This is a genomic window from Mycobacterium sp. GA-1199 (assembly GCF_001500045.1).
Classification (GTDB): Bacteria; Actinomycetota; Actinomycetes; order Mycobacteriales; family Mycobacteriaceae; genus Mycobacterium.
This window is the reverse complement of the sequence record NZ_LQIX01000012.1, coordinates 240,536-255,397: the sequence shown is the minus strand read 5'-3', so window position 1 is coordinate 255,397 and position 14,862 is coordinate 240,536. Positions and strand designations below refer to the sequence as shown.

At 66.7% G+C, this 14,862-nt stretch carries 13 protein-coding genes; 3 read left to right on the top strand and 10 right to left on the bottom strand.

Translation table 11 applies throughout. From position 1 onward, the window contains the following. Nucleotides 1-15 precede the first annotated feature (15 nt). From AU198_RS10245 to AU198_RS10200, 10 genes are all read right to left on the bottom strand, one after another. Nucleotides 16-1,758 carry a virulence factor Mce family protein gene (locus tag AU198_RS10245; protein ID WP_064347991.1) on the bottom strand — a complete coding sequence of 581 codons (1,743 nt, stop codon included), beginning with the start codon at nt 1,756-1,758 and terminating at the stop codon, nt 16-18. Then, nucleotides 1,759-2,919 carry an MCE family protein gene (locus tag AU198_RS10240; protein ID WP_064347990.1) on the bottom strand — a complete coding sequence of 387 codons (1,161 nt, stop codon included), beginning with the start codon at nt 2,917-2,919 and terminating at the stop codon, nt 1,759-1,761. After that, nucleotides 2,916-4,367, bottom strand: coding sequence for an MCE family protein (locus tag AU198_RS10235; protein ID WP_064347989.1), 1,452 nt, complete (start codon nt 4,365-4,367; stop codon nt 2,916-2,918). Before AU198_RS10235 ends, AU198_RS10240 begins: the two co-directional genes overlap by 4 nt. Next, nucleotides 4,364-5,425 carry a virulence factor Mce family protein gene (locus AU198_RS10230; RefSeq protein WP_064347988.1) on the bottom strand — a complete coding sequence of 354 codons (1,062 nt, stop codon included), beginning with the start codon at nt 5,423-5,425 and terminating at the stop codon, nt 4,364-4,366. The genes AU198_RS10235 and AU198_RS10230 overlap by 4 nt, the downstream gene beginning before the upstream one ends. After that, the gene (locus AU198_RS10225; RefSeq protein ID WP_064347987.1) at nt 5,415-6,452 is read right to left on the bottom strand and encodes an MCE family protein; all 1,038 of its coding nucleotides are present in this window, start codon (nt 6,450-6,452) and stop codon (nt 5,415-5,417) included. Before AU198_RS10225 ends, AU198_RS10230 begins: the two co-directional genes overlap by 11 nt. After that, the gene (locus AU198_RS10220; protein ID WP_064347986.1) at nt 6,452-7,654 is read right to left on the bottom strand and encodes an MCE family protein; all 1,203 of its coding nucleotides are present in this window, start codon (nt 7,652-7,654) and stop codon (nt 6,452-6,454) included. Before AU198_RS10220 ends, AU198_RS10225 begins: the two co-directional genes overlap by 1 nt. 9 nt (nt 7,655-7,663) lie before the next feature. Continuing rightward, nucleotides 7,664-8,506 carry an MlaE family ABC transporter permease gene (locus AU198_RS10215; RefSeq protein ID WP_064347985.1) on the bottom strand — a complete coding sequence of 281 codons (843 nt, stop codon included), beginning with the start codon at nt 8,504-8,506 and terminating at the stop codon, nt 7,664-7,666. A gap of 28 nt (nt 8,507-8,534) precedes the next feature. Beyond that, nucleotides 8,535-9,299 carry an MlaE family ABC transporter permease gene (locus tag AU198_RS10210; protein ID WP_064347984.1) on the bottom strand — a complete coding sequence of 255 codons (765 nt, stop codon included), beginning with the start codon at nt 9,297-9,299 and terminating at the stop codon, nt 8,535-8,537. Between the two features lie 272 nt (nt 9,300-9,571). Next, complete coding sequence (locus tag AU198_RS10205) at nt 9,572-10,477, bottom strand: 3-oxoacyl-ACP reductase (protein WP_064347983.1); 906 nt, start codon at nt 10,475-10,477, stop codon at nt 9,572-9,574. A 76-nt stretch (nt 10,478-10,553) separates the two neighbouring features. Further along, a complete protein-coding gene (locus AU198_RS10200; protein ID WP_064347982.1) occupies nt 10,554-10,745 on the bottom strand; it encodes a ferredoxin in 192 nt (63 codons plus the stop codon). Between the two features lie 145 nt (nt 10,746-10,890). On the opposite strand from AU198_RS10200, the gene AU198_RS10195 reads away from it, so the two are divergent. Genes AU198_RS10195 through fadD17 form a run of 3 tightly spaced genes read left to right on the top strand, consistent with a single transcriptional unit; the run spans nt 10,891 to nt 14,686 of the window. Beyond that, entirely contained in the window at nt 10,891-12,072 is a 1,182-nt protein-coding gene (locus tag AU198_RS10195; protein WP_064347981.1) for an acyl-CoA dehydrogenase family protein, read from the top strand. 9 nt (nt 12,073-12,081) lie between these two features. Next, nucleotides 12,082-13,179 carry an acyl-CoA dehydrogenase family protein gene (locus AU198_RS10190; RefSeq protein ID WP_064347980.1) on the top strand — a complete coding sequence of 366 codons (1,098 nt, stop codon included), beginning with the start codon at nt 12,082-12,084 and terminating at the stop codon, nt 13,177-13,179. A 1-nt stretch (nt 13,180) separates the two neighbouring features. Then, complete coding sequence (fadD17, locus tag AU198_RS10185) at nt 13,181-14,686, top strand: long-chain-fatty-acid--CoA ligase FadD17 (protein WP_064347979.1); 1,506 nt, start codon at nt 13,181-13,183, stop codon at nt 14,684-14,686. Nucleotides 14,687-14,862: the final 176 nt, after the last annotated feature.

Below are 14,862 nucleotides of genomic sequence, written 5' to 3'. Positions count from 1 at the left end.
CCGAACCTCCGTCATTCACGCCTGTCTTGGGGCCAACATCAGGTCGACCCAGTTTTCTGCAGGCGCCAGTTTGTCAGTCGCGGCCGCGATGACGCCAGTTCCGCCCTCGGGGTCGACGAACTGCCCGTTCTGGTCGTATGTGGTGAAGCGCGGGCCGGCCGGTGCCGATGCCATCGGGGGCGCCTCGGCGGGCAGCGGCGGGCCACCCGCCGGCGGGGAACCGGGGGCCGCAGGCGGTGGCAGGGTTCCGGCGGGCGGGGGCGGCGGTGTCCGGCCGTACGGCGGCACCACGTGGTCGGGCGGGCTGAAGAACGGCCACGCGGGCGGCAGGGTCGGCTGGACCTCGTTCGGCGGCACCGGAAGCGGGAACGGGGCATGCGGCGCGGGGCCGGGACCGGGCGGGACGCCGGGCGGTAACTGCACCGCCGGCGGGCCCGGTTCCGGGTCCACCTGCGGCGGGATGTAGGGGAACTTGTTGGGCGGCAGGATGTTGCGGCCGTCCTCGGGGGTGTCGTCCTCCATCACGTCCATCGGTGTTCCCAGCGGCACCGGCGGACCACGCCACGGGTTGTTGCCGATCGGGACGTATCCGCGCGGGTCGCGGCACAGCTGGATCGTCGGGGCACGCTTGCCCGGGAATTCCTGGCAGGGATAGTTGCGCGCGCCGCGAACGACGGACGGATCGTTGTGCGGCACCTTGCAGTACAGGTCCTTGGGCAGTTCGCGCAGGGTCTCGTCGGCCGGGCTGCGCATCTCGCTCGCCGGCACGAACCCGGTCAGGCACGGCGGCGGGTCCTGCAGGTCGATCTTGAAGTCGAGTTTGCCGCCCTCATCGGCGGGCAGGCCGCCACCGACCGTCAGCAGCGCCGCCATCAACGCCGGGAACACCACGAGCGCGTGTTCGAGCGATTTGCGGTAGATGACGCCGATGCGTCCGAAGTTCGCGAGGTTGGCGGCCAGCACCGGGAACGACGGCCGGATCCCGCTGAACAATTCGTTGGCCTCGGCCGCCGCTCCGGGCACGGTCTGCAGCGTCGAGCGGAACTGCGGGTCGGCGTTGGCCAGCTCGGTGGTGAACCGGGCCAGCCCGTCGGCCAGCGAGCGGATGTCGTCGCCGCCGCGGATCTGCGCGTCGAGGAACGGACCCACCTGGTCGATGAGCTGGTTGACCTGCCCGTAGTTGGCGTTGGCCTCGTCGACGAGCATCCGCGCCGACTGGATCATCCGCGCCAGTTCGGGTCCGGACCCGTTGAAGGCTTTGAACGTTTCGCGGAGGAGTTCCTGGATGCGGCTGTCCCCGATGCTCGTGACGAGTTTCTCGGCCTCATCCAGCAGGCCGGCGATGTCCTGCCCGATCGCGGTGCGGTCGACCCCGATGTTGGATCCGTCGCGCAACGTGGCGCTCGACGCGTCCGGCGGAGGAACCAGGTCGATGTATTGTTCGCCGACCGCGGACACGCTCTTGACCGTCGCGGTGACGTTCTCCGGTACGGGTGTGCCGCTGTTGAGGCGCATCTTGGCCACGACGCCGTCATCGGAGAGAGCGACCGATTCGACCCGGCCGATCGTCACCCCGCGGTAAGTGACGTTCGCGTTCTCGTACAGCCCGCCGGCGGCGACGAAGTCGGCGGTCGCCCGGTAGGTGCCGATGCCGACCGCGGCCGGTAACTGCAGATAGAAGATCGAGATCGCGCCCACCGTCAGCACGGTGACGATCGCGAAGATCGACAGCTGGATACGAGTCAGGCGCGACAGCATCTACGGCCCCTCCCCGTGCTGTGTCGCCGTGCCCGGCGGAATCTCGAACGGGTCTGCGGCCTGACCGGACAGGTTCGCCAGCGAGCCCGTCATGAAGTCCGGCGGGGTGATGAGCTCATGCATCCGCTTCATGTTCGGGTCGAGCCCCCACGACGTCGTGAAGACCGACTCGCCGGTGCGCCGCAGGGTCAGGTCGAATGTGGTGTACACGTTCAGGTAGTCACCGCGGACCGCGTTGCGCAGGTACTTGTAGTGGAACGGGAAGGTCGGCAACAGCTCGAGATCTTTGATGAAGAAGTCGGCGTTGTCGTTGAACGCCTTGACCACCGGGTAGAGATCCTTGAAGTCGGCCGCGAAGTCGTCCTTGGTCTGCTCGAGGACACGGGCCGCGATGGTGGCGAAGCTGCGCAGCGCCGTGAACGCCTCGACGATGTTGGCGCGATTGTCGTTGAGCACCTTCAACGCCGCCGGTAGCCGGTCGAGTGTCAGCCCCAGGCTGTCCTTGCTGCGCGCGAGTATCCCGGCGAACCGGTCTATGCCTTCCATCGCCGCGATGATGTCGTTCGTCTGGCGGTCCAGCGAACTGGTCAGCTCGGCGAGCCGCGGTATCAGGTCGGTGAACGAGCCCTGACGTCCCGCGATCGCGTTGTACGTCTCGTCGGTGATGTCTTGCAGCGCACCGAGATTGCCCTTGTTGACCACGACGCCCAGAGTGGACAGAACTTCCTCGGTGGTCGGGTAGCGCCCGGTCCGATCGAGCGGGATGTGCGAACCGTTCTTGAGCTGGCCGACGCCGGGAGCGTCGGTGGGCGAAGACAGTTCGATGTGTTGCGAACCGAGCAGTGAGGTCTGCGCCACCTTCGCGGTCGCGTTCTCGGGCAGGTTGACGTTCTCGTCCAGCGACAACTGGACCGCAGCGTAGAACGTGCCGTCGGAGCGTTGCACCGCCTCGATACCCGAGACGCTTCCGACGGTGACGTCGTCGACCATCACCGGCGAGTTCTGCGGCAGCGTCGCCACGTCGGGCAGTTCCACGGTGATCTCGTAGGAACCGGGGCCGTGCCCGGCGGTGCCCGGCATGTTCAACGAGTTGAGCCCGCCGAACGAGCAGCCCGCCAGCAGCACCGCCAGCGAAGGGATCGCCACTATTTTGCGGATCACGGTGCACCTCCACCCGGTAGCGGGGCAGGCATCGGTACGGGAGCGACCGGATCGCCGGGTTCGGCGGCCTGAGACGGGTCGCCGACCGAAGCGTCCGACTCGGCGGCAGGAGCCTGGGCGAGCGGGCCGCCGGCATGCGCGGCACCCGGGGCCGTGTCCGGCGCGGGGGGAGCCATCAGCGAACTGAGGTCCATGTCCGCGGACACCGGCGGCGGAGTGACGCCGGGGGCGGGCTGCCATTGCAGGTACGGAACCGGGGTCTCGGCCTTCGCCTCCGTCGCGGGGGTGTCGTAGATGATCTGGCCCTTGTAGGCGGTGATGCTGTTGATCGGGTGGAACAGCAGCGGCGGGAAGTTCATCGCGATGCGCTTGAAGACGGGGCCCATGCGTTGGCGGCAGATCTCGGTGCGTTTGAAGTTGTCAGGTGTGGGAGCCGCTTCGAATGCACCGCCGCAGATGAACTGCACCGGGTTGGCGAAGTTGGGCAGCGTCAGCAGGCCGCCCACCGTGCCCTGGGCCGGGTTGTAGATGTTGTAGAAGTTCGACAGGCCGTTGGGCGTGATGTGCAGGATCTGCTCGATGTCCTCGCTGCGCTCGGTCAGGATGCTGGTGAAGTCGGTCAGCTTGGTGACCTGATCGATCAGCGCGCTGTTGCTCTCGTTGAGGAAGCCCTGCACATCGCCCAGCGCCTGGTTCAACGTGGCGAGCGTGTTGTCCAGGCCCGCCGAACTGTCCGCGAGCACCTGCGACACCGACGCGACGTGGTTGGAGAACTGCACGATCTGTTCGTTGCTGTTCGACAGCGCATTCACCAGCACCTGCAGGTTGCGGATCGTGCCGAACAGGTCGGTGCGCGAGTCGCCGAGCCGGCCGGCGGTCTGCGAGAGCTCCCGCAACGCTTCGCGGAACGTGTCACCGTTGCCGTCGAAGGTGTCGGCTGCCTGGTTGACGACGGTCGACAGCGGGCCCTGCATCGAACCGGGTTTCGGCCCGAGTTGCGCGCTCAGCGCAGTGAGCTGCTCTTTGACCTCGTCCCACTCGACCGGCACCGCGGTGCGATCGAGCCCGATCTCCGCACCGTCGGCCATCGCCGTGCCGCCGGTGTAGGCCGGTGTGAGCTGAACGAACCTGGCCGACACCAGGTTCGGCGCGATCACGAGCGCCTTGGCGTCGGCGGGCACCTGGACCCCGTGGTCCAGCGTCATCGTGACCTTCACGTCGCCGACCCGCGGTTCGATCGAGTCGACCGTACCGACGGGGACCCCCACGATGCGGACCTCGTCGCCGGGATAGAGCCCGACCGCCGAGGTGAAGTACGCCGTCACCTTGTTGCCGACCCGGGTCGGCCACACGAGGTACACCCCGACGGCGAGCGCTATCACCAGCAGGGCGGCCAGCGTCGGCCGCAGCCAGCGGTTGCGGGTCAGGGTCGAAGTCGCTTGGGTCATGGTGACTTCGGCCTAATGATCAGGCGTTCGGAGATGTAACCGCGCAGCATGTCGGCGAGGCTGTCGGGCAACTTGCCCGGCTGGAAGTAGAAGTCGAGGAGCACCTCGGCTATCGGTGCCGGCGGCAGTCCGTACAGGTTGATCTGGAATCCGGGGCCCGATCCGACCACCTCACCGAGGGCGGTGGCATACGGCGGCAACCGCTTGAGCGCTTCGCTGATGTGTTCGCGCCGTTCGAGAAGGTTGTCCAGCACCAGGTTGAGCTTCTCCAACGCGGGCCTGAACTCACGACGGTTGTCGGCGACGAAACCGGAAAGTTGTTGTGACACATCGTCGATGCCCGCGATCAGGTTGCTCAGCGCCTGACGCCGCTCGTCGAGCGCGGCGAACAGTTGGTTGCCGTCGACGATCAGCTGGTTCACCTGACCGGCGCGTTGCGCCAGGGTGTCGGAAACCCGCTTGGCGTGGCCGAGCAGCTGCCCGAGCGCCTCGTCGCGGTTGTTCAGGCTGCGCGACAGGTTCGCCACCCCGTCCAGCGCACCGCGCAGATGCGGGGTCGCATCGCGCAGCGAGTCGGTGATGGCCTGCAGCGCCTGCTCGAACCGCGGCTTGTCCAGCTCGCCCGCGGTCTGCCCGAGGTCTTGCAGCGCCGTGGCCAACGTATAGGGAGTCGTGGTGCGTCCCAACGGGATAACCGTCGACTCACCACTTCCCTGCGGCGTCACCGCCAACGACTTCTCGCCGAGCACCGTGTCCGTTTTGATCGCGACCATCGACTGGTCGCCCACCCTGATGTCGCGGTCGACCGTGAACAGGACCTTCGCCGCGTCCCCGGCCAGTTCGACACCGGTGACCTTGCCGACCTTGATGCCCGACACGTTGACGTCATTGCCGGGGATGATGCCGCCCGCGTCGCTGAAATACGCCTCGTAAGGCTTACCCTGCGGAAAGAACGGCAAGCTGCTGTAGCCGAACGACACCAGCACCAAGCATGCCACCAGGAAGATGCCGAAGATGCCCGTGCGCAACGGGTTCGAATCATCGGGTCTACTCGACATTCGGCGCACACCTCCCCTTCGACGGATCGGGCGGACCGCCCAGTGGGATCAGGATGTCGCTGCCCGCCGGCCCGTTGATCTTCAAACGCGTCGAACAGTAGAAGATGTTGAAGAAGGAACCGTAGGCGCCAAGAGCGTTGAGCCGCAGGTAGTTCTCTGCAAGCGGCTCGATCACCTTGTTCACGTCGGCCTTGCGCTCATCCATCCGCTGCGCGAAGGGACGGACGTTCTCGAGGACGCCCTGTATCGGCCTGCGTGACTTCTGCAGCATGTCGGTCAGGTTGTTCTCCGCCGACGCGAGCGGCTCGATGGCGCCGGCGATCGGATCGCGGCCTTCGGCCAGACCCGTGATGAGCTGCTGCAGTTGGTCGACGCTGGCGTCGAACTGCGCACCCTTCTCGTCGACGGTTCCGAGCACGGTGTTCAGGTGGTTGATGACGTCACCGATGAGTTGGTCCCTGGCGGCGAGATTCTGAGCGAATGCACTCGTGGTGGACAACAGGTTCGACAGCGCGCCGCCCTCGCCCTGCAACAGCTCGATCACCGCGTTGCTGACCTCGTTGACCTTCTGACCGTCGAGACCCTTGAGCACCGGCCGCAGGCCGCCGAGCAGCGCGTCCAGATCGAGCGCGGGCTGGGTGTTCTCCTTGGGAATCGTGCTGCCGGCCGGCAACTTTCGCAGCTCTCCCGGTCCCGAGGTGATCTCCAGATACCGATCGCCCACCAGGTTCTCGTAGCGGACCACCGCCCGCGTCGAGGTGTAGAGCTGATAGCGCTTGTCGACATCGAAGGAGACGTCGACCGTGTTGTCGGGGTTGAGCTTGACGTCGCCGACGGTTCCGACCGGGACACCGGCGATCCGCACGTCCTGACCCGCCTTCAACCGGGAGGCGTCGGTGAAGGTCGCGTGATAGCCCTTCTCGGCGGTGAACCGGAACTCGCCGAACACGACCACCAGTCCCGCGGCCACCAGAAGCATGACCACGGTGAAGATGCTGACGTAGAGCAACGTCTTGTCGCCGCGCATTAGAAGTCGTCCCGTTCTGCGAACGCCCCGTTGAACAGCCACTGCAGCGTCGACGGCGCATCGAACTGCAACTCGGTGTTCGGCTGGTACGGGACATTCGCGTTGTCGGTGACCAGGAACGGCGAGCGGTACCACGATCCGCCGAACTGCTTGCTCGGAACATTGGGCAGGCCACGACAATTCGGCCCGCCGGTGGCGTTCACGATGGGCAGGCTCTCGGGGTAGGTGTAGCCGGGCGAGCCGGGAAGGAAGTTCGACGCCACGAACAGGCCTGGCCGGATACCGCCGATGACGGGTGCGAACCGGTCGACTGCCAGCGCGGTGCCCTCGAGCATGCAGCCGAAGACCGGTGAATAGTCACCGGCCACCTTCAGCGGTGCGCGGAGCCGTTGGATCGCCGCGATGTAGTCGTCCTCGGCGGGTTCGAATGTGGCGGTGCCGTTGTTGGCCAGCCCGGTGGCGGCCAACAGCGCCGCGTTGAGGTTGTCCTTCTCGTCGACGATCGTGTCGCTGATCGCCGGTGCGTTGTCGATGATGCGGGCCAGATCCGGACCGGCGTCGCCGTAGATGTTGGCCACCACGGCGGTCTTGCGCAGATCCTCTTGCAGCGTGGGCAGTTTCGGATTGAGCTGCTGCAGGTAGTAATTCAGTCCGGCCAGCAGCGCACCGAGATCGTCGCCGTTGCCCCGCAGACCTTCGGCCACCGCGCTCAGCGTGGCGTTCAGGTTGATCGGGTCGATCTTGTTGAGCACATCGCTCAACGTCTGGAACAGCGTGTTGACCTCGAGCTGCACATCCTTGGCGGCCACTGTCGCGCCGGCCTTCAGCTGCTGGCCCGACGGCTGCGCCGGAGGCAGGAACTCGACGGACTTGGCGCCGAAAACCGTTGTGCTGCCGATCCGCACATTGGCGTTGGAGGGGATGTAGCGCATCTCGTTGCGGTTGATGGCCAACGTCAGCTTGGCTTCGTTGCCGGCGTACTCGATCGACTCGACCTTGCCGATCTGCACTCCCCGGTACTTGACCTTGGCGTCGCGTTCCATCACCAGACCCGCTCGGTGAGCGGTGACGTTCACGGTGTCCACCGGCGTGAAAGCCGCGGTGTAGGCCAGGTAGGTGAACACCGTCGCCGCGAGCAGGATCGCCGCGAGAATCGCCGCGGCGATCCTCACGTGGCTGCGCTTGGCCTCGTTGTCTGACATCGTCCCCGCCTACCCGGAGAGGTTGAAGTTGCCGGACGCGCCGTACACGGCGAGTGAGATGAACAAGGTGATGGTGACGACGACGATCAGCGAGGTCCGCACGGCCTGGCCGACCGCGATGCCGACCCCGACCGGCCCGCCCGATGCGTTGTAGCCGTAGTAGGTGTGCACCAGCATGACCGCGATGGCCATCACGATCGCCTGAAGGAAGGACCACAGCAGGTCCGTCGGCACCAGGAAGGTGTTGAAGTAGTGGTCGTAGAGGCCCGACGACTGTTTGTTGATGAACACCGTGGTGAACCGCGCGGCGAAGAAGGCGGCGAGCACCGACAGTGAGTACAGCGGGATGATCGCGACCATGCCGGCCATAAGCCGGGTGGACACCAGGTAGGACACCGAGTGCACGGCCATCGACTCGACGGCGTCGATCTCCTCGGACACCCGCATGGCGCCCAGTTGCGCGGTCGTGCCCGCGCCGATCGTCGCGGCCAACGCGATGCCCGCGATCACGGGGGCCACGATGCGCACGTTGAGGAAGGCCGACAGGAACCCGGTCAGCGCCTCGATACCGATGTTTCCGAGCGAGCTGTAGCCCTGGACGGCGATGACGCCGCCGGAGGCCAACGTCAGGAACGCCGCGACGCCGACGGTGCCGCCGATCATCACCAGCGCGCCGGTGCCCATCGTCATCTCGGCGATGTTGCGGACCGTCTCCTTGCGGTACCGCCGGACCGCGTTGGGCAGGTAGCGCATCGTCTCGCCGTAGAACAGGGCCTGCTCGCCGATGCTGTCGACGATCCTGGGCACACCGCTGAAGAAACGGCGGAAGCGCACGGTGACGTCGTAGCTCATCGCGCCCCTCTGCTCTTCACGCAAGCGTTCATCGCTCGAGCACCCTCACGCCGATCGCGGTCATCACCACGTTGATCACGAACAGGCAGATGAACGCGTAGACGACGGTCTCGTTGACCGCGGTGCCCACGCCCTTGGGGCCACCCTTGACGGTCAAGCCGCGATAGCAGCCGACCAGTCCGGCGACCACCCCGAACAGCAGAGCCTTGATCTCGGCCATGACGAGCTCACCGAGGCCCGTCAACACCGTCAACCCGTTGATGAACGCGCCCGGGTTGACGCCCTGCAGGAAGACCGAGAACACGTAACCGCCGGACAAGCCGATCAAGCAGACCAGGCCGTTGAGCAGCAACGCGACGAACGTCGAGGCCAGCACGCGGGGCACCACCAGCCGCTGGATCGGGTCGATGCCCAGCACGCGCATGGCGTCGATCTCCTCGCGGATGGTGCGCGCGCCCAGGTCTGCGCAGATCGCGGTCGCACCGGCACCCGCCACCACCAGCACGGTCACCACCGGGCCGAGCTGGGTGATGGTGCCGAAGGCGGTACCGGCGCCCGACAGGTCCGCGGCGCCGATCTCGCGAAGAAGGATGTTGAGCGTGAACGCGACCAGCACGGTGAAAGGAATGGCGACCAGCAGGGTCGGCACCAGCGAAACGCGCGCGATCATCCACGTCTGGTCGAGGAACTCCCGAAACTGGAACGGCCGCCGGAACGTCTTGGCGAACGTGTCAAACGACATCTCCACGAACCCGCCCACGGCCCGAGCCGGGGCCGCGAGCTGTTCGATCAACCTTTGCTCCGTTCTCGGGGGTCGGGATGTTCGGCGCGTCGTGGTCGTGGCGAAGAGGTGAAATATGTTGTCACGGCGGACTTCCCACCCCTTGGTCAAACGTTGCTCTCGGTGAGCCGGATCATACTAACTAGAACACGTTCGGGGTGTCAAAGCTCCGAAAATGACATCACAATTGTGATTTCTGCGCTGGTCAAGGCCGGTGTGACCCAGGTCATTCTAGAACGTGTTCTAGTGGAGTCGGGCGATGACGAACGAGACCGTAAGTCTTGCTAACTCATCAGCGCGGAGGCCGAGAAACTCCTCTGCGGATCGCGGCCAGCAAAGTACTCCTGAAGGGTTTCGGACAGCTTGCCGGGGTCCCAGGCATCGGCATCGGTGCTGAATTGTGCCTCGACCGTCGGCGCTGCCACCAGGGTCACCGTTGGACCGTAGACGATGAAGAGCTGACCGTTGACCCCTTCGGCCGCCGGGGAAGCCAGGAAGCGCACCAGGTTCACGACGTGGTCGGGCGACAACGGGTCGATCTGGCCTTCGCTCAACTCCGGTGCTTCGCCGAACACGTCCGCGGTCATCGCGGTGCGGGCACGGGGCGCGATGGCGTTGGCCCGCACACCGTAGCGTTCCAGGGCTCGGGCCATCGACAACGTCAACGCGGTGATGCCGGCCTTGGCGGCGCCATAGTTGGCCTGCCCGACCGGCCCCACCAGCCCGGCTTCCGACGAGGTGTTGATGACCCGGCCGTAGACCTGGCCGTTGTTGTCCTTCGCTTTCGCGCGCCAGTACGTGGCGGCGTTGCGGGTCAGCAGGAAGTGCCCGCGAAGGTGCACGGCGATCACCGCATCCCAGTCCTCGTCGGACATGTTGAACAGCATGCGGTCGCGGGTGATGCCGGCGTTGTTGACGACGATGCCCAGGCCCCCGAGTCCGTCGGCCGTTTCGACCAGTTCGTCGGCGGTCGAGCGCTCGCTGATGTCGCCCGCCACCGCGACGCCCTTGGCGCCCGCGGCGGAGATCTCGTCGAGCACGTCGGACTTGTCGAGCGCGGCGGCGATGTCGTTCACGACGATGGTGGCCCCGGCCCGGGCCAGGCCGATGGCCTCCGCGCGTCCCAGCCCTGCCGCCGCGCCGGTTACCACCGCCACGCGGCCGGACAGGTCGTTGGGGTCTGTACTCATGCCACTCTCCCCCTCTCCTTCGGTATGGGTGGTACCCGCACGGATGCCCGCGGGCGTCGTCAATTTATGAATACCTCTAGTCTCGCCGGAGCAGCGCGGCTCTCGGGCACTCCGCGATGGACTGCTCGGCCAGATCCTCCTGGTCGGCGGGCACCGGATCGAGCTTGACCACCGCGTAATCATCGTCATCGAGATCGAACAGGTCGGGCGCGATTCCCACGCACACGGCGTTGCCCTCGCACCGGTCCCGGTCCACTTCCACCCTCATCACAACCTCCTCGCGGTCAAAGCTGCTCCGAGCCCAGTGTGGCACCGGCCTGGACCCCAAGACTAGAACGTGTTACAACCGGGAGGGAATCGGGGCTGGCTCCCGGTATGCCACTTCGTGCCTCTAGAGAAGTTAGGACAAGGCGATGCGGATCGGCTACACCCCAGAGCAGGAAGAGCTGCGCCGCGAGCTGCGCTCCTACTTCACCAAGCTGATGACCGCCGAGCGCGCCGAGGCGCTGGCCTCCAACGACGGCGAGATGGGACGCGGCAACGTCTACCGCGAAACCGTCGCGCAGATGGGCAAGGACGGCTGGCTGACGCTGTCCTGGCCCAAGGAGTTCGGCGGCCAGGAGCGCCCTCCCATCGACGGGTTGATCTTCAACGACGAGGCCGCGATAGCCAACGTGCCGGTGCCGTTCCTGACGATCAACAGCGTTGCGCCGACGATCATGCACTTCGGCAGCGACGAGCAGAAGAAGTTCTTCCTGCCCAAGATCGCAGCCGGGGACCTGCACTTCTCGATCGGCTACTCCGAGCCCGGCGCGGGCACAGACCTGGCGTCGCTGCGCACCACCGCGGTTCGCGACGGCGACGACTACGTGATCAACGGCCAGAAGATGTGGACCAGCCTGATCGCCTATGCCGATTACGTGTGGCTGGCCGCGCGCACCAATCCCGAGGCCAAGAAGCACCGCGGGATCTCGATGCTGATCGTTCCCACCACGGCCGAGGGGTTCTCGTGGACGCCCGTGCACACCATGGCGGGCGTCGACACCAGCGCCACCTATTACCAGGACGTGCGGGTGCCGGTGACCAACCTGGTCGGTGAGGAGAACGCCGGCTGGAAGCTGGTGACCAACCAGCTCAACCACGAGCGCGTCGCACTGGTGTCTGCTCAGCCGATCTTCGTGGCGCTCAACGGGGTTCGTGAGTGGGCGCAGAACACCAAGGACGTGCACGGCAACCGGTTGATCGACTCCGAATGGGTGCAGCTCAACCTGGCCCGGGTGCACGCCAAGGCCGAGGTGCTCAAGCTGATCAACTGGGAACTGGCGTCCGCCGACGACGCCGCCCCCTCACCCGCGGACGCGTCCGCGGCCAAGGTGTACGGCACCGAACTGGCCACCGAGGCCTACCGCCTGCTGATGGAGGTGCTGGGCACCGCGGCCACGCTGCGCTCCGGCACGCCGGGGGCCCTGTTGCGCGGGCGGATCGAACGGATGCACCGCAGCTGCCTGATCCTGACGTTCGGCGGCGGCACCAACGAGATTCAGCGCGACATCATCGGCATGGTCGCGCTCGGCCTGCCCCGAGTGAACCGATAGGACCCCGCCATGGACTTCAAGACAACCGAAGCGTCGGAGGATCTCGGCGGATTGGTCCGCACGATCGTCGACTCGGTCGTGACCCCCGAGCGCCAGCGCGAACTGGACGGCCTCGAGCAACGGTTCGACAAAACGCTGTGGGGCAAGCTGATCGAGGCCGACGTGCTGTCGGCCGCCGCTCCTGAGTCGGTGGGCGGTGGCGGATTCGGGGTGCTCGAACAGGTGGCCATCCTGGTCGCACTCGGCAGGCAGTTGTCCGCGGTGCCCTACCTCGAGTCGGTCGTGCTGGGTGCCGGCGCGCTGGCCAAGTTCGCCCCGGAGGCACTGCAGCAGGAGTGGGCGGAGCCCGCCGTCAAGGGTGACAAGATGCTCACCGTCGCCCTCGACGGCGAGATGGGTCAGGGGCCGGTGCAGGCTCAGTCGAGCGACGGCGGCTACCGGCTCACCGGGTCGCGCACGCAGGTGCCGTACGGCCCCGTGGCCGACGCATTCCTGATCCCGGCCGAAACGGATTCGGGCGTCAACGTTTTCCTGGTCGCGGCGACGGACCCCGGTGTGACGGTCGAGTCGTTGAGCACCACCGGTCACGGCAGCGTCGCACATCTCGAGTTGCGGGGCACCCAGGTCGATGCCGGCCGCGCGGTCGGCGATGCTGATGTCGCCGCGTGGCTGACCACCCGGGTGACGCTGGGCCGCAGCGCGTTTCAGCTCGGTGTCCTCGAACGCGCCTTGGAGCTCACCGCGGAGTACGCCCGCGAACGCGAGCAGTTCGACCGGCCGATCGGCAGTTTCCAGGCGGTGTCGTCACGGCTGGCTGACGGCTACATCGATGTCAAGGCGCTGCGGTTGACCCTGACGCAGGCGGCCTGGCGACTCTCGGAAGATCTCCCCGCAGACGTCGACGTCAACACCGCGGCGTTCTGGGCCGCCGACGCCGGCCACCGCGTCGCGCACACCACGGTGCACGTCCACGGCGGCGTCGGGATCGACATCGACCACCCCGTGCACCGGTATTTCCTGGCGGCCAAGCAGACCGAGTTCGCGGTCGGCGGCGCGACGGGGCAACTGCTGCGCATCGGCCGGGAGCTGGCCGATACGCCCGCGTGAGGTGAACAGGCTGCCCACGGTCGCCGAACTGTTGGCGCCGCTGATCGACGTCGACGATCGCGGAGTGCTCTTCGAGGACACGGTCACCACCTGGCGCGACCACCTGCGGTACGCCGCGGCCGTCGCCGCCGCGCTGCGGGCACGCCTCGATCCCGACCGGCCCCCTCACGTTGGGGTGCTACTGCAGAACACGCCGTTCTTCTCGGCGGTATTGGCTGCGGCGGGGCTGACCGGCATCGTGCCGGTCGGTCTCAACCCCGTCCGGCGGGGTGCAGCGCTGCAGCGTGACATCACCCATGCCGATTGTCAACTGGTGCTTGCTGATTCGGGATCACGCGACGTGATCGACGGTATCGACCACATCGATGTCGACTCACCCGAATGGGCGGACGAGGTGGCGGCCTTCGCCGACGAGCCCGTAACGGTGCGCGGTGCCGATCCCGCGGACCTGTTCATGCTGATCTACACGTCGGGCACCAGCGGTGACCCGAAGGCCGTCAAGTGCAGCCACGGCAAGGTTGCGGTGGCGGGTGTGACGATGACGCAGCGCTTCGACCTGGGACCCGACGACGTCTGCTACGTGTCGATGCCCCTGTTCCACTCGAACGCGGTGCTGGTCGGCTGGGCGGTGGCGCTGGCCTCGCAGAGCTCGTTGGCGTTGCGTCGCAAGTTCTCCGCGTCGCAGTTCCTGCCCGACGTCCGCCGCTTCGGCGCGACGTATGCCAACTACGTCGGTAAGCCGCTGTCGTATGTCCTTGCCACACCGGAGCTTCCCGACGACGCGGACAATCCGCTGCGGGCGGTGTACGGCAACGAGGGTGCGCCTGCCGACGTCGAGCGGTTCGCGAAGCGTTTCGGCACGGTGGTGATGGACGGGTTCGGTTCGACCGAGGGCGGGATCGCGATCGCCCGCACACCAGACACCCCGCCCGGCTCGCTGGGCCCGCTGCCGCCGGGGACCGAGATCCTCGACGTCGACACCGGCCAACCGTGCCCGCCCGGTGTGACCGGCGAGCTGGTGAACACCTCGGACGCAGGGCGTTTCGAGGGTTACTACAACGACCCCGAAGCCGACGCCGAGCGAATGCGCGGCGGCGTGTACCACAGTGGCGACCTCGCATACCGGGACGAGAACGGCTTCGCGTACTTCGCGGGCAGGCTCGGCGACTGGATGCGCGTGGACGGCGAGAACCTCGGTGCGGCGCCGATCGAGCGGGTGCTGCTGCGCCACCCCGACGTCGTGGAGGTAGCGGTCTACGGGATACCCGCGCCCGACGTGGGCGACCAGGTGATGGCCGCGCTGACCCTCACCGAAGGCGCGACGTTCGATCCGGATGCGTTCCGCGAATTCCTGTCCGCGCAGCCCGATCTCGGGCCGAAGCAGTGGCCGTCGTACGTGCGGATCAGCACGGCGTTGCCGCGCACCGAGACGTTCAAGGTCATCAAGCGGCAGCTGGCGGCCGAGGGCACAAAATGCGCCGATCCGGTGTACCCGTTCCAGCACTAGTGGCGCCGATCGGCGATGGCTACGCGCCGGCGTTACCGTAGCGTGATAGACCGGTCCGCACCGCAGCGCGGAGATGGGCGCAGAGCTTGCACTGAGGAACGGGATGGTGAGCACCGACGACAAGGCAGACGGCCCGTACCACATCGCCGGGGTGCTGGCATCCTGACGATGTACGA

What these genes read in the sequence shown, in the direction of transcription:
- AU198_RS10245 (WP_064347991.1), bottom strand. Translation starts at nt 1,758, where the DNA reads ATGCTGTCGCGCCTGACTCGTATCCAGCTGTCGATCTTCGCGATCGTC.
- AU198_RS10235 (WP_064347989.1), bottom strand. Translation starts at nt 4,367, where the DNA reads ATGACCCAAGCGACTTCGACCCTGACCCGCAACCGCTGGCTGCGGCCG.
- AU198_RS10230 (WP_064347988.1), bottom strand. Translation starts at nt 5,425, where the DNA reads ATGTCGAGTAGACCCGATGATTCGAACCCGTTGCGCACGGGCATCTTC.
- AU198_RS10225 (WP_064347987.1), bottom strand. Translation starts at nt 6,452, where the DNA reads ATGCGCGGCGACAAGACGTTGCTCTACGTCAGCATCTTCACCGTGGTC.
- AU198_RS10220 (WP_064347986.1), bottom strand. Translation starts at nt 7,654, where the DNA reads ATGTCAGACAACGAGGCCAAGCGCAGCCACGTGAGGATCGCCGCGGCG.
- AU198_RS10215 (WP_064347985.1), bottom strand. Translation starts at nt 8,506, where the DNA reads ATGAGCTACGACGTCACCGTGCGCTTCCGCCGTTTCTTCAGCGGTGTG.
- AU198_RS10205 (WP_064347983.1), bottom strand. Translation starts at nt 10,477, where the DNA reads ATGAGTACAGACCCCAACGACCTGTCCGGCCGCGTGGCGGTGGTAACC.
- AU198_RS10200 (WP_064347982.1), bottom strand. Translation starts at nt 10,745, where the DNA reads ATGAGGGTGGAAGTGGACCGGGACCGGTGCGAGGGCAACGCCGTGTGC.
- AU198_RS10195 (WP_064347981.1), top strand. Translation starts at nt 10,891, where the DNA reads ATGCGGATCGGCTACACCCCAGAGCAGGAAGAGCTGCGCCGCGAGCTG.
- AU198_RS10190 (WP_064347980.1), top strand. Translation starts at nt 12,082, where the DNA reads ATGGACTTCAAGACAACCGAAGCGTCGGAGGATCTCGGCGGATTGGTC.